Source organism: Neobacillus sp. 19 (assembly GCF_049463095.1).
GTDB lineage: Bacteria > Bacillota > Bacilli > Bacillales > Cytobacillaceae > Neobacillus.
On the sequence record NZ_JBMPZU010000028.1, the window covers coordinates 1 to 19,741 of the forward strand.

Below are 19,741 nucleotides of genomic sequence, written 5' to 3' on the forward strand. Positions count from 1 at the left end.
CATAACCGGCTGGTTAAAGGATGCTAATCAGTGGTATTACTTAAACCAATATGGTGAAATGCTTACAGGCTGGCAAATGGCGGGCGGAAAATGGTACTTCCTTAAATCAAACGGGGCGATGGCAACGGGTTGGTTGAAGGATCAAACAAATGGTACTTCTTAACCTCTTCCGGAGCGATGGCAACGGGTTGGCTGAAGGATCAAAACAAATGGTACTTCTTAACTTCATCCGGTGCGATGGCGACCGGCTGGATTTTCGTCCAAGGCAAGTGGTACTATTTATCCGGCAGCGGTGCAATGGTTACGGGCTGGCAAAAAGTTGGCAGCAAATCGTACCTATTCCATTCTAGCGGGTATTGGATTCGTTAACTTTATACGATCGATTCGTTACAGACTCTGCAATTCTGTGGGGTCTGTTTCTTTTTTTGTTAAAACCCACATAAATTAAAGGGATATTTTGCTATAATGATAGATGCGGGAAAATATACATGTAAATAAAAGGAATTTTTTTCGGTGTAGGAGGATTTTATGGGGAAAAATAGATATGTATTTTGGGGGCTTGTCATTACGACCCTCATTTCGGCGCTCGATGCCAATATTATGCAGACAGCAAGTCCAACTATTGTCAAACAGCTTGGCGGAATGGAGCTTTTTGCTTGGATTTTTGTTGTCTATATGCTCGCAAGTACTGTAACGGTTCCACTTTATGGGAAATTATCGGATATGTATGGCCGGAAAAGGCTGCTAATGATTGCAGTAGGATTATTTACGATAGGGTCCATCCTTTGTGGTCTCGCGGACTCGATGGTGATGCTGGTGGTGTACAGAGGAATACAAGGACTTGGCGCTGGCGGAATGATTCCGCTCTCCATGATCATCGTCGGCGATTTATTCACGATAGAGAAACGAGGCAAAATTCAAGCGGTGTTTAGCACAATCTGGGCGATTTCCTCAATTATAGGGCCTGTGTTAGGATCCTTTTTTGTGGAAGCTTTGACATGGAGATGGATTTTCTTTATCAATATCCCGATTGGTATTGCCACGGTTCTGTGTTTACTCCCTTATAAGGAAAATATGGAATTTAAAAAGACTCACATTGACTATAAAGGGTTCTTCCCATTCGGGATTTCCATTACCCTTTTATTGCTGTCGACAAGTGTAAGGCAGCCTTTATGGTATCTTGTTTTTGGATTGCTGGGCTTAATCATTTTTGCTTTAGTTGAAAGGAAAGAAGCACATCCCTTTCTTCCTGTTTCTTTGTTTAAAAATAAAGGAATCTTGAGGACCAATCTTTTTATGCTCGTTTACTGTCTTTCTTTTTTTGGCACATCGAACTTTATTCCATTGTTTTTACAAGAAGGCTCTGGTATGAGTATTTATAAAAGTGGATTAATCCTGTTAAGTATTGCGATGGGCTGGATGTTTGGCAGTACACCAGCGGGAAAATGGATTATCCGCTATGGTTATAAAATCTTGTTTATTATTGGCAGCTTCATTACGGCTGTTTCCGGTTTTGCCCTTTATTTTTTCATCGAGGATATTTCGTACCTCGGCTTGTTCCTGATTTTGACTGTTCAAGGGGTTTCCTTTGGATTATTATTTGCGGTCGGGACCATTGCTTCGCAAGAATTTGCCGAATCCCATATCAAGGGAATGTCCACCTCACTGCAGATTTTTCTTCGTAATATTGGAACTTCAATTGGGGTTACCATAATGGGTTTACTGATCAATCAGGCGGCGAACGTTGTCATCGGAATGAAAAATGTGTTTCTTTATGCCTTTTGTTTAAGTTTGGTTACAGTTGCCTTAAGCTTTTTCATTCCGGCGAAAACCGAGGCAGTGACCGAAGGCAGCCCACAGCCCGTTTCATAATTACCTTTGAAAGACTGAACACTTGTTCAGTCTTTCTTTTGCATTGGTATCGTTTCCCCATGCAAATTGAGGCGGCAATTAGAGAATACTATTTTTTATAAAAAGGTTCTCTAAGAAAGAGGTTTACGCGTTGGGTAAAATAGGTCATTCGTTACCGATATTCAAGTTTGTCAGGCAGGCATTAGAAATTAAAAAGAATCCTTTTCCATGGGAAAAAGCGATTTGCGCTGGTTTTTGTGCAGCCATCCCGGCATTCATTGGTTTGCTTACCGGAAATTTAGCTTACGGAATGCAGGCAGGGATTGGCGGCTTTACCTACCTCTATGTATTTAATGAACCTTATGCCCAAAGGGCGAAAAAGCTCTTTTGGGTGATGATTGGCTTGAGTCTTTCCGTAGGGATTGGGACCCTTCTGGCTCCGCACCCGTTTTTATCATCTTTGATGCTTGGCTTGATTGGATCAGTCGCGACCTTTATTTTTGGAGCACTAAAAATTCCAGGTCCGGCAGCGGTTTTTTTCGTTTTATGTTTTGCGATGACCTCAGGCATGCCGATTGACCCAACACTTGCTCCGATCAGAGCGGGTCTGGTTTTATTGGGCGGGCTGCTTTCATGGGTAATTGGAATGGCGGGCTGGCTTTTTCATCCTCATGCACCTGAATTGAGGGCAGTAAGAAAAGTTTATCTGGAGCTGGCCAGCTTTTTAGACGCTATTGGGACGCAAAACTATAATCAAGCAAGGCATCGAACCGTGATGCAGATGAAGACGACGGATGATATTCTTTTAGCGGGGCATATTACGTGGCGAACTACGGATGTATATAACCGGTTACTTTTGTTAAATCATCATGCCAATGATATCTTTTTACGTGTTATCGAACGTTTTTCCGAACCGTGCGGAAAGCTGCCGCCGGAATTAGCGGCAGCTGTCAGGGGGATTGTCGATTCAATTGATAACAAAAGGACCAAGTTTCCTAAAGTTCGCCAGCCTGAAGAAACAAATGAAGCGATCGACCAATTGTTTCGTAAGATCTTTGATGCTGATGCCATCCTGAATGAACCGGTTTCGAAAATCAATCAAGAAATAATCATTTTTAAGCGTCCCATTATGACGGTATTCGGCGGGGCTTTTGACAAGAATTCGGTTGTCTTCCTTTCTGCTGTCCGTTACGGTATCATCCTTGCCATTGCAGCGATTGTTGCCTATTCATTTGAATTTTACCGCTCCTACTGGATTCCCTTATCCTGTGCGGCCGTAATGCTTGGTTCCACCATTATGTCTACTTTTCATCGCGCGATACAAAGAACATTAGGAACGATTATTGGCATATTGACTGCAAGTATCATCCTTTCAGCAAAACCTCAAGGGATTTTTATTGTGTTGATCATCTTTACACTAACAACCTTAACAGAGCTTTATATTGTTAGGAATTACGCACTTGCAGCGATGTTCATCACTCCGAATGCCTTGTTAATCGCCGAAAGCTCGACACACTTACATAAGCTGTCCATTTTTGCCACAGCTAGGATTACAGATGTATTAATTGGCTGCGGTATCGGGTTATTTGGGACCTATCTAACGGGAAGAAGGTCAGCTTCTAGCAGACTCCCACATGCAATATCGAAAACAATCCGAAGCCAGATGCAATTTGTACAAGTGTTATTTACAGGGCAATTGAATGATTTTCCATTTGAAAAAATCCCGGCTCAGAGCAAAATGCATACAAATTTTGATAATTTAAAAATTATCTATACAACAGCATTAGGAGAACTTCCACATAATAAAGCTGCTTTAGGGAAGCTTTGGCCTGCCATCTTTTCAATGGAGCAGTTGAGGTTTCATCTAGACGCTTGTATAAGACGCGAGGACCGGCCCATCCTTTCCGATGAAAGCCTTGCTCGATTATTATTGATTTTTGAATCAATGGCAAGCGCTGTAGAACATAAACAGCCCGTAGTGAAAAGGATGGTCCCTGAAATAACGGGATTCCCAAAAATTCAACAAGAAATAGCAGACTTGCAAAATGCCTTGAGCGTGAAAAATTCAATAAACAGTAATGCTAAAAAAGTGAAAGAGAGATTTGATTGAGGTGAATGGGTTGGGTGATCCAGGAGAAGATTTTTTAATTGAACTTAAAAGGATCGAATTTTTAGCGCCGAAGGTCAATAGAGGGATTCAATTTATTTTTGTGATAAACGGCGACCTAACGGTTGAGACGAATAGCCGCTTTTATTCATTAGGTGAAAATGATTTACTGCTGCTTAATCGCAATCAGCTTTATCAATTTCACGGCACGAAAGATAATTGTGTGCTGCTGTTAACCATTACGGATGCTGTTATCGACCGCTTTTACCCAGAGTATCATAAGCGTCGGTTTCGATGCTTTTCTCGGGAAGTTGAAATGGGGCGGGAATTAAAGATTGATAAAATAAGGAAATTACTGGCGGAAATGATGATTACTTATTTAAGGAGGGAGGAAAGCTATAAGCTTGAAATCCAAGGGAACATCTGTCAGATCCTATTGATTCTTATTCGTAATTTTAGCTTAGAAGGAACGGCTTTTGAAAAAATCGATACCGATGATCAGCGGTTAACACAAATCATTGATTATATGGAACGAAACTATGAGCAGCCGATTACTTTAGAGGAAATGGCACAAAAGACGTTCTTGTCAACGGCTTATTTATCCCGCTATTTTAAACAAAAGATGGGAATGGGGTTTAGCCGTTTTTTAATGAATATTAGGCTGAAACACGGTCTAAAGGACTTACTTTATACAACCGATTCGATTTCGCAAATTGCGATGAAAAATGGATTTCCAAATTCAAAATCATTTACAAACTTGTTTAAAGAGGTCTATGGTGCCACCCCGCATGAATACCGAGAAACACATAGCCCCGAACAACCTATTGAATCTGTCAACAGCTATAATTTACATGATTCGGAAACACTGATGAAGTCTCCGGAGGTTTTGGCTAAATTAGGGATGATTTTAACAGCTGGTGACAAAATGTATGTCAATACGGAAACACGTTATGAAGAATTGATGATTGAACTTTCCCATGATAAACAGGAAACAATCAACCTTCCTGATAACATCCTGATGGTAGGTGAATTAAAGGAATTATTAAAAGAAAATGTTCGTTCTCAAGTGTTAATGGTGAAAGATGATTTGGGATTAAGTTTTATTGGAATTCACCATTTAGTAAGTGGGGCAACCATCCTTCCTGATGTGGAAACGGACGAACGGATTGCTACCACATCCCCTTACTTTAACACGGATAGCGCATTAAATTTTATATTAAAAAATAATCTATCCTTGTATGTGCGGGTAGATTATCAAGAAATTTCGGCAGACGAGGAGCAGTACTTTAGTAAACTCACCAAATTTTTAAAACATTGCTTGCAGGTTTATGGAGAAAAGTTTTTGAATTCATGGCATTTCATCTATTATGAACCATATTTTACGGCAGTAGAGGCGAAAAATTTACATCAAATTTATCTAAAATTACATCGGCTTCTCAAACAGCTGGTCCCAGATGTCAAGGTCGGCGTGTTTCTGCCGTTTTCCTTTCATGACGAAAATATCCCGAAAGAGCATGAGTGGCTGTTGGGAGAAGGGGATCGTTTTGATTTTATTGGCTTTCATGCTAACCAAAATGAAGTGATTGATTTTACCGAAATGGGTGATGAACGTTTTACTTTCGCTAAGGATTACATAGTGGTAAAAACTAACAAGGTAAAAGGATTTTTAAAGCTTCATCAGATGGAGAAACCGTTGTTCCTGGTATCGTGGAATACACTTTCCGGAAATACGCGGTTCACAAATGGGACATTTTTCCGTGGTGCCTTAGTGTTAAAAAATGCTTTGGATTTAGCCAATGAAGTCGAATCACTGACCTTTTGGGTCAATACTGAATTACATGAAGAGGATAAACCGAACCATAGGATTCGTCTCGAAGGATTGGAATTATTTCATTATTTCAATGGAAAGCGTCCTGCCTATTATTCGATGTTATTTGCAAATAAGCTGGAAGGAGTAGTGGTTGCAACGGGTCAGGACTTTCTCATGACACAAACGAACAGGGGCTACCAGCTGGTTCTCATGAATTGTAATTATGTTAACCCGTATTTTTCCATTGAGGAAGCTTTTCCTTCAAAAACTAAATAAAGATATTCGCGTGAAAATTTCTGGCATACAGAAAGGTGAATATCAAGTTCGTAAGTATATTTTTGACAAGGACAACGGGGCATTGTACACGAATTGGTGGAAAATGAGCAGTAAACATGGAATGGATGCCGAAATGATTGATTATATAATCCGTACCAGCCATCCATCATTAGAACTATTTGATGAGTCCATTGATAATGAATGGGCGTTCTATTCCTATATGACGACAAACGCCATTCATTTTTTCGAAATTCGAAAAGTATTTGAGTAATCAAAATAGCCATTGATATGTTTTCCATATCAGTGGCTATTTTTTGTCCAAAAATAAACGACTGTCAAAAATCGACGTCTATTTTTAGCTATAAAAGAAGGGCAGTTAAAAAAATAACCATGAATACACCTAAACCACACAAAAATTGACTCGGTTCAATCGGTTGATTTTTCTATAATAGGGCTATGAACAAGATATGAGTAAACTGTTTTGAACAATAACTAGACAATATATTTTTAAGTTGAATTGAAGGGATTTCTTATTCAAATACTGATGGTAGGATTCCTTCATTATTGATCAAGATAACGGTTAACAAATAAAACATCTAGGAGGTTCACCATGGATACAGGTTATAAAGGAACAAATAAAATGATTACCGGAATTGTGTTCGGTGTTATTACGTTTTGGCTGTTTGCTCAGGCAATGGTTAACGTCGTTCCAGCGGTTCAAAAAGATTTAGGTATTTCATTAGGTATGCTGAATGTAGCCATTAGTTTAACTGCCTTATTCTCAGGAATCTTTATCGTAGCTGCAGGTGGATTGGCAGATAAAGTGGGCCGTAAGAAAATTACCAATATTGGATTGATTTTAAGCATTATTGGTTCACTATGCCTCATATTTGCACAAGGATCTGCCTTACTCATCATTGGCCGTGTGATTCAAGGACTATCAGCAGCATGTATTATGCCTGCAACGATTGCTTTAGTGAAAGAGTATTTTGAAGGGGCAGAACGTCAGCGCGCCTTGAGCTACTGGTCCATTGGTTCATGGGGTGGTTCTGGAGTTTGTTCATTTGCCGGCGGCGCGATTGCAACCTATATGGGTTGGAGATGGATTTTTGTCTTTTCGATTGTTTTCGCCATCCTTGCCATGCTGTTGATTAAGGATACACCTGAAAGCAAAAGGGAACAAACAACTACAGCAAAATTTGATGTCAGTGGGTTTATCACCTTTATCATTACGATGCTTGCGTTAAACTTAGTAATCACACGGGGTGGAGATTTCGGATGGACAAGCCCGTTAACATTAATTCTTATCGGCGTGACCATCATTGGAGCCATTGTCTTCTTTAATATTGAAAAACGAAAAGCAGCAAGCTTCATTGATTTTGGCTTATTTAAAAATAAACCCTATACAGGTGCAACGATTTCTAACTTCTTATTAAATGCCATCGCTGGAACACTTGTTGTTGCGAATACGTATGTTCAGGTTGGCAGAGGATTTACCGCTTTTCAATCAGGTATGTTATCTCTTGGATATTTAGTCGCTGTCTTAGCGATGATTCGAGTTGGAGAGAAAATATTACAAAAGGTAGGAGCAAAATCTCCAATGATTTGGGGGGCGATTATTACTACGGTTGGTGTAGCGCTCATGGGATTAACCTTCTTGCCTGGTGTTATGTATACAGTTGTGGTATTTATTGGATTCGCTTTATTCGGCCTTGGCTTAGGAATTTACGCCACCCCGTCAACAGATACAGCTGTTTCGAATGCCCCTTCGAATAAAGTTGGGGAAGCTTCCGGACTTTATAAGATGGCCAGCTCTCTTGGCGGATCATTTGGTGTCGCGATTTCAGCAGCTGTCTATGCAGCGATTGATTCTATAGGAAGCATTGAAGCTGCGGCAACCGGAGGGGTAATTACAAATGTAATCTTTGGTATTCTTTCCTTGCTTTCAATCATTGCGATGGTTCCAGGGAATGCTGGTAAGAAAAAAGTAAAAAATCCATCACCAACACCAACGCCGGTAACAGAATAATCAGGCGAAGGTTGTCCATAAGTGCTGCTAATGTTAAATTGTGGCGGCACTTATCCTAGCATGTGGATGATTGGGAGGCATAAAAATGAGAAACCAATTAATGGGAATGTTAGAAGCGCGTAAAGAAGAAATGATTCAAATTCGTCGTTATTTACATGAACATCCTGAATTGTCTTTTAAGGAAGAAAAAACAGCGCAATATATTGCTGATTTTTACAAAGGAAAAGATGTTGAGGTAAAAAGAAATGTGGGTAATGGTAATGGGTTGATTGTGACGATTCAAGGTGGAAAGCCCGGAAAAACGATTGCCCTTCGCGCCGATTTTGATGCGCTGCCTATTGCTGAAGAAACTGATGTGCCATTCAAATCGAAAAATGAAGGTATTATGCACGCTTGCGGTCATGATGCCCATACCGCTTACTTACTGGTTCTTGCCGATTGTTTGATCCAATTGAAATCCTCACTTGCTGGTACGATTAATATTATTCACCAGCACGCAGAGGAAGCACCTCCCGGAGGCGCAAAAAGCATTGTCGAATCAGACGTACTGGACGATGTCGATCATATTTTTGGTATACACATTTTCCCTACCCATCCAGCGGGATTTGTGGGATACCACAGCGGTTTCTCACTGGCTGGAAGATCGTTTTTTAAATTGGGAATTCAAGGTGTAGGCGGACATGGTTCCTCTCCACATTTGGCCAATGATGCGATTGTCGCTGCTTCCTATTTTGTCACGGCTGTTCAAACAGTCATCAGCCGCCGTTTAAATCCGTTTGATCACGGTGTGATAACAATCGGCTCTTTCGACGGAAAAGGAACCTTCAACGTGATTAAAGATCGTGTGGAGCTTGAAGGTGATGTGCGTTACATGACGGTCGAAACACAGCAGTTACTTGCTAACGAAATACACCGGATAGTCAAGGGAATTGAAGCAGAATTTGATGTTCAATGCGATCTTTCCTATATAGCGGATTATCCGCCATTATACAATGATCCGGAAGTAACATCTGATGTCGTTGCAAGCCTTAAGAGCATGGATGATCCAGATATTCAGGAAGTTGGCGAATATCCAATGCTCTCAGGCTCGGAAGATTTTGCTTACTATCTTGAAAAAATCCCTGGTTGTTTCTTTTTCATTGGCTGTAAACCTAAAGGTGTAGAAAATGCTTACTTTAATCATCATCCGAAATTCGATATTGATGAAGAGTGTCTCCTTGTAGCCGCAAAGTCTGTTGGACAAGTGGTTTGTAGTTATTATGGGTTGGAATAGTTTTTTCAGAAAGGATGGTTATAACCATGAAAAAACAATTAATGGAATTGTTAGAAGAACGTAGAGAAGAAATGATTCAAATTCGCCGCTATTTACATGAACACCCGGAATTGTCTTTTAAAGAAGAGAAAACGGCTCAATATATCATCGATTTTTATCAAGGCAAGGATGTTGAGATTCAAACGAATGTGGGTAATGGCTTTGGGATTGTTGTTACGATCAATGGAGGAAAGCCAGGTAAAACAATTGCCTTACGAGCTGATTTCGATGCCTTCCTATTTTGGAAGAAACAAATCTTTCATATAAATCAAAGAACGAAGGGGTCATGCATGCGTGTGGTCATGATGGACATACTGCCTATTTATTAATTCTTGCGGATTGTCTTATTCAATTAAAGGCTTCTTTGCCTGGTACGATAAAAATTATTCACCAACATGCTGAAGAGGTGCCGCCAGGTGGAGCAAAAAGTATTGTCGAATCAGGCGTTCTTGATGATGTGGAAAATATATTTGGTATCCACTTATTGCCGCTGAATCCAGCGGGTAATGTAGGCTATCATAGCGGCTATTCCTTTGCAGGCAGATCGTTCTTTAAATTAACCGTTCAAGGTGTTGGAGGACATGGATCATCTCCTCATTTAGCGAACGATTCCATTGTCGCCGGTGCCCATTTTGTTACAGCGATTCAGACTGTCGTCAGCCGCCGTTTAAATCCATTCGATATGGGGGTTATTACGATTGGCTCATTTGACGGCAAAGGGACTTTCAACGTCATTAAAGACAAGGTTGTACTTGAAGGGGATATACGTTATATGTCACCTGAAGCAAAAAAGATTATTGAAACAGAAGTACATCGAATTGCAAAAGGGGTCGAAGTGGAATTCGGGGTTCAATGTGAGCTAGCTTATGAGTCTGATTATCCGCCACTATACAATGACCCAAGTATGACAGCTTTGGTAAAGGAAAGTTTAGAAAGTGCCAATCAACCGGAAATTCAGCAAGTCGAGGAGTATCCAATGATGTCACCATCCGATGACTTTGCCTACTATTTAGAAAAAATCCCTGGCTGTTACTTCTACATCGGCTGTACGCCAAAAGGGGTAGAAAAGCCATACTTCAACCATCATCCAAAATTCAATATCGACGAAGACGCCCTAATCGTCGCAGCGAAATCAGTCGGCTGCGTCGTCTGCGGGTACTATGGTATAGAATAAAAATACAGGTGTCAGGCACTATGTGAATTTTTCACATGGTGCCTGACACCATTTTCCTCAAATTGGTAAAGTTTCATATGCTAACTTTAAAATGATTGTCTCGTGCTGCGGATATTTGTGTAATAGCTCTTTTTGTGTAAATAATTCAAAGTCTTGGAATTCAAAGCCGGGTGAAACCATGCAGCCCACTAATGAAAAGGTGTCTTGATCGTTAACGGAGGATCCAAAGATTGAATTCTTCGGAACCAATGCTTGAGGCACCTCTCCTTTTTCTAAATTCACCCCTAATTTTATTTCCTCATATTCCCCATTTTCGTGAATCACATGGATCGTCAATGGGCTTCCCACGTGAAAATACCATAATTCGTCTGATTTCAAACGATGAAAATGGGAAACATCATCTGAAGTTAAAAGAAAGTAAATACTCGTATAAAGCCTGCGGTGCCCATCAAAATTCACACTTAACTCATCATCAGATATTCTTTCCGTCGATTGGTACGTGCTTTTGTAGTAGCCTCCTTCTGGATGAGGAGCGAGTCCAAGGTTGATTATTAAGGATTGTATTTCATTTTTGTTCATATTAAAAATCCTTTCACTATACATTACTATTCCATTTGCAGGATGTGGAAAAATCCATTTTTATCATACGATACGTAGCGGGATTAATCAAAGCCGGACATAATATAAGCCGCTGTTAAGAAATTCATGATTTCATTTCCAATACTCGACTCATATAATGAATGAAATGTATTGTCGAGGTGAGTTCATGAAATTAAACATTGCAAGGACAAAAATGAGCGAAGCGGAGGCCCTATTAACCATTCAAAGAGAAGCGTTTCAATCCGATTTGAAGAAGTATAAGGATTATGATTCAAGTCCTGCAGCCGAACCATTAGATTTTTTTAAGTATAAACTCAACCAATCCCTTCATTACACCATTTTCCTAAATGGAAAAATTTCCGGCGGCATCTGTATCGTGAAAATAACGGATACCCATTATCGCTTGTTTCGTCTTTTTCTCAGCCCCGCCATTCAAAATCGAGGCTTGGGCAGCAAAATCTTGACACAACTAGAAAAGAAGTTTCCGCAAGTAAAGGAATGGAGCTTAGACACCCCAAAGGATAATGCCCGGACCCGCCATTTTTACGAAAAATTCGGCTATAAAAAAACGAAGGAATTTAAGGTTAATGATCGATTAACTCTTATAGAATACGAAAAAAAGATAAAATGACAGTCGTCACATTGATGAAATCCACCTGGGATTAGGTGGATTTTTTAGATATAAAATAAAAGTGGTAAAAAATGAACTATTGGAAATGTAAGCGCTTTAATAATTAACAAAATAGTTAAAATAGTCAAAAAACATTGACAGGGCATTTTTTCGGTGGTACCCTTATCTAAAATTAGATATGAATTGATGACGAGAAGAGTAGGATATATCCCTTGTTCCGCAGAGAGTCGACGGTTGGTGGAAGTCGATGACAGGTTTATCTGAAAATCATCTCTGAGATGTATAGCTGAAGGATGTAAGTAAGCTGTACCGGAATGTCCGCCGTTAAAATGGAACACGTACTCACTAATGGTGCGTTGATCGAGAGCCGCAGTTTTCATTTTAAAATTGCGGAAGTAGGGTGGTATCGCGAGCTAACTCGTCCCTATTCCACAGGGGCGGGTTTTTTGTTGTGTTTAAAAGCTTAATCATCTACTAAACGAATACTATTTTGAATGGATAGTAGGAAATACAGAGGAGGAAATAGAAAATGAGTCAACAAGTCGATAAGAAAACGTTTAATGTAGAGGATATCATCCTTGCCAGCCATAATATTAAGGATGAAATTTCACCAACCCCTTTGCAGTACAATCACTTATTGTCAGAACGATATAACTGCCATGTTTATTTAAAACGCGAGGATCTGCAAAGTGTCCGCTCGTTTAAAATCCGCGGAGCCTATAACCGCATCAAAAAGCTAAATGAAGATGAACTTCAAAATGGGATTATCTGTGCGAGCGCTGGTAATCATGCGCAGGGTGTCGCTTATTCCTGCCACCTGTTAAATATTCATGGCAAAATCTTTATGCCAAGCACGACTCCGAAGCAAAAGGTGAATCAAGTGAAATTTTGGGGCAAGGACAGTGTAGAAATTGTCTTAACCGGTGATACCTTTGACGATGCGTATGTAAAGGCGATGGAATGCAGCCAGGCTGAAAATCGGACATTTATCCATCCTTTTGACGATTACGATGTGATTGCCGGTCAAGGGACGGTTGCAGTAGAAGTGCTGAATGATTGTCCTGAAAAGATTGATTACCTTTTTGCAGCGATAGGCGGAGGCGGTCTCCTCGCTGGTGTCGGAACGTACATGAGACATTATTCACCACAAACACAATTAATCGGTGTTGAGCCTCTAGGTGCACCAGGCATGAAGGAATCAATTTTAAAAGGAGAAGTCACCTCGCTCGAGACGATTGACCCGTTCGTTGACGGGGCTGCTGTGAAAACAGTTGGCTCAAAGACATTTAACATTTGTAAAGAAATGGTTGATGACATTATTGTCATTCCGGAGGGTAAGGTTTGTACCACACTTTTATCCTTATATAATGAAAATGCCATTGTTGTGGAACCTACCGGTGCTCTTTCTGTTGCCGCCTTAGATACATATGCAGATCAAATTAAGGGCAAAACGGTTGTCTGTGTCGTCAGTGGCGGGAACAATGATATCGGACGGATGCAGGAGATTAAAGAGCGTTCCAAGCTTTACGAAGGGCTGCAGCATTATTTTATTGTTCAGTTTCCGCAGCGTCCGGGGGCATTACGCGAATTCCTCTTTGATGTTCTTGGGCCGAATGATGATATCAGCCATTTTGAATATACGAAGAAGAATAATCGTGAAACCGGACCGGCAGTTGTGGGAATTGAATTAAAGGATAAAGAGGATTACCTTCCATTAATTGAACGGATTAAGGCAAAGGGTTTTATTTATCGGGAACTAAATAACGATAGCACACTGTACCAGATGCTTGTATAGTGGAATAGGACCATCCATAAAACATGGAATGGTCCTGTTTTTAGCGATTTTTTCATTCATCAACCCCTTTTTTAATGATCGGATACTTAACAAATAACACTTTTCATGTATAATATTATCTGTGTATCAAAACAGCATTTTTCCATAAAGTGATGTTTGACAGGTAAATAATTCGTCAAGGACTCCAAATTGTTATAGTAAAAAAGTATTGAAGAATCCGCTTTTTTTATTATAATAATTTTGTGCAGATTCAATCCGGAAAGAGAGTGTTCGTAATGGGACGTAAATGGAACAATATTAAAGAAAAGAAAGCGTCAAAAGACGCAAATACAAGCCGTATTTATGCAAAATTCGGGGTTGAAATTTATGTAGCTGCAAGGCAGGGTGAACCAAATCCCGAATCTAATCAGGCGTTAAAATTCGTTCTAGAGCGGGCCAAAACATACAATGTGCCTAGACACATTATTGATCGTGCGATAGAAAAAGCAAAAGGCGGGTCTGAAGAAAGCTATACCGAGCTTCGTTATGAAGGATTTGGTCCGAATGGATCAATGGTCATCGTCGATGCGCTAACAAACAACGTTAACCGTACTGCTTCAGATGTTCGCGCGGCATTTGGTAAAAATGGCGGGAACATGGGTGTCAGTGGTTCTGTCGCTTATATGTTTGATGCAACAGCGGTTATTGGTGTGGAAGGAAAATCCTCCGATGACGTGCTTGAATTGTTAATGGAAGCAGATGTTGATGTACGTGACATTATTGAAGAAGAAGAGTCAGTGATTGTCTATGCAGAACCTGATCAGTTCCATGCCATGCAAGAAGCTTTCAAGCAAGCAGGTATCACTGAATTTACCGTTGCCGAATTAACGATGCTGCCACAAAATGAAATCACGCTTCCAGAGGATGGACTTGCTAAATTCGAAAAAATGATTGATGTATTAGAAGATTTAGAAGATGTGCAACAAGTATACCACAACGTGGATTTAGGCGAATAAAAAACAGGCAGGCCGATGTGGTCTGCCTATTTTTTTGAAGCGGATAATATAAAAATAGTGGAGATGATTGAAAAAGAACCGATCCACTCTGCCGCACCAAAGGTAACATGGAGCCAGGCTACGGCCAAAAAGGCTGCGGATAATGGTTCAACACAGGCGAGCAGGCTTGCTTCGGATGCCCGGATATACTTCAAACTCTCCATATAGCAAAAGAAAGCAATTAACGTGCCAAAAACGACGACAAATACTACCGCTAAAAAGGATGTAAGATTCCAACTACCTTGAAATTTCCACGGTGGATGAATGAAACTGAATCCGATGCCTCCAATTGTCATTCCCCAGCCCACTGTAATCAGAGAGCCCCATTTAGACAGCAGGCTGCCTGGATAAAGTGTATAAAACGCAAGCGCAAACGCTGATAGAATTCCCCAGAATAACGCCGGACCGGAAATGGACAGCGAATGAACACTTCCTTTTGTGACTAGAAGAAAAGTGCCAAAAAGGGCTAGGCCGATCGCAATCACTTCTTTTTTTGCGGGCAATGATTTTGCTCGCAGGCATAAAAACACAGCGATGATAACCGGAGCGAGATACTGTAAGACTGTTGCCGTAGCCGCATTTCCATGCTCAATTGCTGCAAAATAAGTATATTGAACACCAAACATGCCAATGATGCCAAAGATAATAAGACGAATGACATCCTGTTTATTTTTCCAAACGCTCCAAATATTTTGTTTCCCAACGGTTTGAGAAAAAAACAATAAACCCATTCCCGAAAATATCAAGCGGGTAACGACAAGCCAGTTCGTGCTGTAGCCTTGCTGATGAAACAGATATTGGGCAACTGTGCCGGATACTCCCCAAAAGGTTGCGGCTATTAGTACTAAAATAATTCCTTTTGCCCTTGGGTAGGGCATTACTGCACCTTGCGAATTCATGTCTTTCCCCCCAAAACGTTTTCCTACATCTCTGCTATTCTATAAATATAACAAAACATTATAACATTTTTAAGGCAGCTGGTTTAAAAATATCTCTAATAAATGGATAGGATTTTCCTGCTATATTTCAGCTTACTTCCGCTAACTTACAACTATCAACATGCTAGCTAACTGATATTCTCTTGCTAAAAGGAGTTAGCGTACAGTTGAAGCCGTATTTTCGCTTTATCCCTTTAACGTATGGTAATATACACTATAATACATATGGAAAGGATGAATAAGGTGTCACTAGAAAGTGTAAAAGCCCATTTCAAACAATGGAATCGTGAAATGGACGTCATGGAATTTGAAACATCCAGTGCGACTGTTGATCAAGCGGCTGAAACCATTGGGGTAATCCCTGCTCGTATTGCCAAGACATTGTCCTTTAGAGGTGCAGATGAAAAAGCGATCTTGATTGTGGCTGCCGGCGATGCAAAAGTTGATAACAAAAAGTTTCGGCAAAAATTTGGGTTCAAGCCTCGGATGCTTGCTCCAGAAGAAGTACTTGAGCAAACAGGTCATGCGATTGGCGGGGTTTGCCCATTTGGATTGAACCATGATCTTAAGGTTTACTTGGACGTGTCCATGCAAAGATTCGATACTTTATTTCCCGCCTGCGGCAGTACGAACTCTGCCATCGAGTTGACGAAGGAAGAATTATTTCACTATTCGTTTGCTATTGAGTGGGTAGATGTGTGTAAAGGATGGGAAGAGAACGAGCATACAGCAAAAGTCAGCCAGCAACTCGAAGTTTAACTAATAAAAGGATGTGAATCATAAAGATTGCACATCCTTTATTCTATCTCGGAGTTATTGGCTTAACTGTAATGGCCGGAGTGTAATTTGTAACCAGGCATCCCTCTAAATTAGTGGGATTTAATAATCCTAGGTTAAGCGCTGCTTTTATTTTTGCATCATCCGGCTTTTTAACCACCTGAATGAGATCATTCATCTGTAATTCTTCTAATCTTTCAACGGTTACCACTTCATTGTATTTCTCCGTTTTTCGAATTTGCCTTTGCAGCTTGTAACCACTCACGGTAATTTCCCCTTTATGATTGGATCCAACCAGATGATTAAAATAGGTTTGAAATGCTTCCTTTAATTGATTCATTTCAAATTCGATTTCTTTTTTTTGTTTATTCAGCTCGTAATACCTGACCAACATCTCACCTGTTATCAAGGAATCATTGTTTTTTAACAATATCCTCGCCTCCCTACGAACGTATATTCCATTTTATGATGAGTGCCGGAAAATATAACCAATCGAACTGAAATAAAAAACATTTGCATTCCTGAGCATATAATGGCAAGCTTAAGTATGATAAAAAACTTCATTGGAAAGAACATTATAGGTGATTAATATGATTGAAGTAAAAACTTCTAAGCTTAGTGATGGGGATTTAAATAGAGGGGTATTTGCAACTCGTGATATTGCTAAAGGGGAGCTAATTCATGCGGCACCTGTTATTCCTTACCCTAATGAGGAGCATGTTCACATTGAAAAGACCTTACTGGCTGATTATGCATTTGAGTATGGAATCAACCATACAGCGTTTGTTTTAGGATACGGTATGTTGTTTAACCATTCGTATGAGCCCAACGCCACTTATGAAATAAATTTTCCAAATCACACGTTTGATTTTTATGCTTACAAGGATATCAAAGCAGGCGAAGAAATCCTCATCAATTATAACGGCGACGAGGACGACAATGAACCACTTTGGTTTCATAAAGATGAAAATAAATAAACAAAAAAGATAGATGGAGGCAGGTAACCTGTTTTTCCATCTTTTTTTATTTTTTAAAAACTTTCTAGTGTTATACGTCGTCTAAGATTTAGCAAGGGGGGACAAACGTGGAAGAAATGACAGCAGTTGTGCTAGCTACAGAAGATAAGGAAGCACTTATTGATGAAATGATGACCAGGTATGGACAGGAGATTTTGCAGCTGGTTTATTCTTATGTAAAAAATAAAGGCTTGGCCGAAGACCTGACCCAGGATATATTTATTAAATGTTACAAATCACTTCATACATATAGTGGAAAATCAAAGCTGCGGACGTGGCTGTGGCGGATTGCGATTAATCATTGCAAAGACTACCTGAAGAGCTGGTATAACCGAAACGTCGTCACGACAGATGAGGAACCGGCAAACAGTCAATCGAAAAAAGAAATGGTCGAGCAGGTCGTCATCCAAAAGGAAGAGGAGGATGAACTGATTGCCGCCATTATGACGTTGCCGATTAAATATCGGGAAGTGATTTATCTTTTTTATTATGAGGATTTACCGATAAAGGAAATCGCTGTGCTCACTGAAACCGGTGATAATACGGTTAAAACAAGAATGAAGCGTGCGAAAGAACTCTTGAAAAAACGATTGGAGGCATAGTTCATGGAGGATCGTTTAAAGAATTTAAAGAAATCAATGGATCAAACTGCATTTTCACAATTGAATTTTACCGACCAGCACCGTAAAGACATTCGTGAAAAAATCAATAAACAGAAAGACAATGAAGAAGATATATTCCTAGCAATCATGCAGCTTCTAGTCCAGGAAAAAACGGGCTTCGAATTGGCACAACGTTTACGGGGACGCGGCATCCGGAAATTCGAGGATAACGAAGGATATCTCTATATTTTGCTCCATCGAATGGAACAGAACCAGTGGATACAAGCAGCCTGGGACAGATCGAATACAAAATATTACCGCATTACTGTTAAAGGTAAAAAGGTACTGCAAAAAGCTGCAAAAAAACAAACGAAAACACGATTTGAGCTTAAAGAATTGCTTGAGGGGTGAGACAAACGTGGCGAATAAAAAAACTATTTTCTTAAATGAAGTGACCGGACAAATTAAATCGAAGGAAGCTAAGAAATATGTGGCAGATGAATTAGGTTTTCACCTGAAGGAAGCAAAGAACCTATGGATGGGAAAAGGACTCTTAGAAGCAGAGGCCGAAGAAAAGGCGATTGAGCAGATGGGCAGCCCGACCAAATTGGGGATCCAAATGAACAAGCTGCACAAACCAAAGATTGATTGGTTCACCCTAATCCTATTGATTACGACCTTAGGACTTGGATTTTTACCGATCGTTTCACTTTGGAATATAGACGAACGATATTTCTCAGTCAGTAAGACCATCATGGTTTTATTAGGAGGTGCCGCAGCATTAGGAATGATGGCAATCGATTATCGTAAATGGAGAAATCGTGGATGGTTGTTTTATTCTCTAGGGATCCTCTTCCTAATTGTGATTAGGACTTTTTCCAACACTACGATTAATGGTGTTCCATTGTTAAGAATCCCGTCGATAATTACCTTAGAAAGCTCCATGGCTTTACCATTCTTTTTCCTTGCCTGGGCTTCGTTTTTTACAAATGAAAGGCTCAAAGTCTGGCAATTTTTCATTTTGTTTTTCCTTCCATTTTTCTTCTTCTTTACCGTTCCAAGTACACCCGTCATTTTTATGTACACGGTCATGGTATTCGTGATGATATGGTGGAGTAAATATAGTTATAAAAAAATTGGGAGTATTTTTGGAATCATGGTTAGTGGTTTCACCCTATTCGGGTGGATGGCGTGGCAATGGCAATACCTTAAAATGTATCAAATGGAAAGATTAATGGCCTTTATAAACCCGGAGGAATATTCGAGTGGCGCGGGATACCTGGTATTGCGTGTGAAAGAATTAATGACTGAAGCAGGGTGGTTTGGACACCCGGTGAATAAGGAATTTATCCCGTCCGCACATACAGATTTTGTTTTTGTAAGCTTAACTTATATTTACGGCTGGCTTTTTGCGGCTGCCTTAGTTTCCATTCTTTCCTTATTTATGGTTAGAATCATTGCCATTTCTTTTAAGATTCAAGACTCATATGCAAAGCTTCTTTTGATTGGTGCAGTTACATTATATGGTGTTCAGTTGGCCTGCAACGTTGGCATGGCACTAGGGGTTTTTCCACAAACGTCCATTTCATTGCCATTTATCAGTTATGGGCTGATGCCCGTTTTGTTAAATTCCTTTTTAATCGGGGTTGTGTTAAGCGTGTACCGGCGCAAGGATTTCCTCTCACACCGAATTGTTTGATTATACGTCAAAAACATCCGTCAAGGTGGTCAAATGGAAAGATCGTTAGACACCGCTCCGGTATCCACTGGAGCGGTGCTGCTATTTTAA

19 protein-coding genes, 1 pseudogene and 1 other annotated feature are annotated in these 19,741 nt (G+C 40.1%); of the genes and pseudogenes, 17 read left to right on the plus strand and 3 right to left on the minus strand.

The genetic code is table 11. The annotated features are described in order from the left end of the window. Position 1 precedes the first annotated feature (1 nt). The 9 genes and pseudogenes from ACO1D1_RS06445 to ACO1D1_RS06485 all read left to right on the plus strand — a co-directional run bounded on the left by ACO1D1_RS06445 (position 2) and on the right by ACO1D1_RS06485 (position 10,559). Positions 2-163 (plus strand): hypothetical protein, encoded by a 162-nt coding sequence (locus ACO1D1_RS06445; protein ID WP_423335327.1) that lies wholly within the window; start codon positions 2-4, stop codon positions 161-163. After that, positions 130-369: a hypothetical protein gene (locus ACO1D1_RS06450; protein ID WP_423335311.1), complete on the plus strand. Its 240-nt coding sequence runs from the start codon at positions 130-132 to the stop codon at positions 367-369. The genes ACO1D1_RS06445 and ACO1D1_RS06450 overlap by 34 nt, the downstream gene beginning before the upstream one ends. Before the next feature lie 159 nt (positions 370-528). Next, positions 529-1,872, plus strand: a complete 1,344-nt coding sequence (locus ACO1D1_RS06455; protein WP_423335312.1) for an MDR family MFS transporter — start codon at positions 529-531, stop codon at positions 1,870-1,872. Positions 1,873-2,002: 130 nt separating this feature from the next. Continuing rightward, positions 2,003-3,961: an FUSC family protein gene (locus ACO1D1_RS06460; RefSeq protein ID WP_423335313.1), complete on the plus strand. Its 1,959-nt coding sequence runs from the start codon at positions 2,003-2,005 to the stop codon at positions 3,959-3,961. 10 nt (positions 3,962-3,971) lie between these two features. Beyond that, the gene (locus tag ACO1D1_RS06465; RefSeq protein ID WP_423335314.1) at positions 3,972-6,044 is read left to right on the plus strand and encodes a helix-turn-helix domain-containing protein; all 2,073 of its coding nucleotides are present in this window, start codon (positions 3,972-3,974) and stop codon (positions 6,042-6,044) included. A 10-nt stretch (positions 6,045-6,054) separates the two neighbouring features. Further along, entirely contained in the window at positions 6,055-6,315 is a 261-nt protein-coding gene (locus ACO1D1_RS06470) for a hypothetical protein (protein ID WP_423335315.1), read from the plus strand. Between the two features lie 339 nt (positions 6,316-6,654). Continuing rightward, a complete protein-coding gene (locus tag ACO1D1_RS06475; RefSeq protein WP_423335316.1) occupies positions 6,655-8,073 on the plus strand; it encodes an MFS transporter in 1,419 nt (472 codons plus the stop codon). Positions 8,074-8,158: 85 nt separating this feature from the next. Beyond that, positions 8,159-9,346, plus strand: coding sequence for an amidohydrolase (locus ACO1D1_RS06480; RefSeq protein ID WP_423335317.1), 1,188 nt, complete (start codon positions 8,159-8,161; stop codon positions 9,344-9,346). Between the two features lie 26 nt (positions 9,347-9,372). Continuing rightward, positions 9,373-10,559: pseudogene (locus ACO1D1_RS06485) on the plus strand (amidohydrolase). 57 nt (positions 10,560-10,616) lie between these two features. Here the strand turns inward: ACO1D1_RS06485 and ACO1D1_RS06490 are convergent. Further along, complete coding sequence (locus ACO1D1_RS06490) at positions 10,617-11,138, minus strand: cupin domain-containing protein (RefSeq protein WP_423335318.1); 522 nt, start codon at positions 11,136-11,138, stop codon at positions 10,617-10,619. A gap of 187 nt (positions 11,139-11,325) precedes the next feature. On the opposite strand from ACO1D1_RS06490, the gene ACO1D1_RS06495 reads away from it, so the two are divergent. From ACO1D1_RS06495 to ACO1D1_RS06505, 3 genes are all read left to right on the plus strand, one after another. Continuing rightward, complete coding sequence (locus tag ACO1D1_RS06495) at positions 11,326-11,790, plus strand: GNAT family N-acetyltransferase (RefSeq protein WP_190284902.1); 465 nt, start codon at positions 11,326-11,328, stop codon at positions 11,788-11,790. A 177-nt stretch (positions 11,791-11,967) separates the two neighbouring features. Further along, positions 11,968-12,219, plus strand: a binding site (T-box leader). 100 nt (positions 12,220-12,319) lie between these two features. Further along, positions 12,320-13,585, plus strand: coding sequence for a threonine ammonia-lyase IlvA (ilvA, locus tag ACO1D1_RS06500; RefSeq protein ID WP_149870214.1), 1,266 nt, complete (start codon positions 12,320-12,322; stop codon positions 13,583-13,585). 275 nt (positions 13,586-13,860) lie between these two features. Further along, a complete protein-coding gene (locus tag ACO1D1_RS06505) occupies positions 13,861-14,580 on the plus strand; it encodes a YebC/PmpR family DNA-binding transcriptional regulator (RefSeq protein WP_149870215.1) in 720 nt (239 codons plus the stop codon). A 26-nt stretch (positions 14,581-14,606) separates the two neighbouring features. On the opposite strand, the gene ACO1D1_RS06510 is transcribed toward ACO1D1_RS06505, so the two are convergent. Continuing rightward, positions 14,607-15,518 carry a DMT family transporter gene (locus ACO1D1_RS06510; RefSeq protein WP_423335319.1) on the minus strand — a complete coding sequence of 304 codons (912 nt, stop codon included), beginning with the start codon at positions 15,516-15,518 and terminating at the stop codon, positions 14,607-14,609. Positions 15,519-15,800: 282 nt separating this feature from the next. On the opposite strand from ACO1D1_RS06510, the gene ACO1D1_RS06515 reads away from it, so the two are divergent. Next, on the plus strand, positions 15,801-16,316 hold the full coding sequence (locus tag ACO1D1_RS06515) for a YbaK/EbsC family protein (RefSeq protein WP_149870216.1): 516 nt from the start codon (positions 15,801-15,803) through the stop codon (positions 16,314-16,316). Positions 16,317-16,359: 43 nt separating this feature from the next. On the opposite strand, the gene ACO1D1_RS06520 is transcribed toward ACO1D1_RS06515, so the two are convergent. After that, positions 16,360-16,764, minus strand: coding sequence for a hypothetical protein (locus ACO1D1_RS06520; protein WP_223820960.1), 405 nt, complete (start codon positions 16,762-16,764; stop codon positions 16,360-16,362). Between the two features lie 160 nt (positions 16,765-16,924). Between ACO1D1_RS06520 and ACO1D1_RS06525 the strand changes: the two genes are divergently transcribed. From ACO1D1_RS06525 to ACO1D1_RS06540, 4 genes are all read left to right on the plus strand, one after another. Then, the gene (locus tag ACO1D1_RS06525; RefSeq protein ID WP_149870217.1) at positions 16,925-17,311 is read left to right on the plus strand and encodes an SET domain-containing protein; all 387 of its coding nucleotides are present in this window, start codon (positions 16,925-16,927) and stop codon (positions 17,309-17,311) included. A 107-nt stretch (positions 17,312-17,418) separates the two neighbouring features. Then, positions 17,419-17,952, plus strand: coding sequence for a sigma-70 family RNA polymerase sigma factor (locus ACO1D1_RS06530; protein ID WP_423335320.1), 534 nt, complete (start codon positions 17,419-17,421; stop codon positions 17,950-17,952). A gap of 3 nt (positions 17,953-17,955) precedes the next feature. After that, a complete protein-coding gene (locus ACO1D1_RS06535) occupies positions 17,956-18,363 on the plus strand; it encodes a PadR family transcriptional regulator (RefSeq protein WP_149870219.1) in 408 nt (135 codons plus the stop codon). A 7-nt stretch (positions 18,364-18,370) separates the two neighbouring features. Then, complete coding sequence (locus ACO1D1_RS06540) at positions 18,371-19,651, plus strand: FtsW/RodA/SpoVE family cell cycle protein (RefSeq protein WP_149870220.1); 1,281 nt, start codon at positions 18,371-18,373, stop codon at positions 19,649-19,651. Positions 19,652-19,741 lie beyond the last annotated feature (90 nt).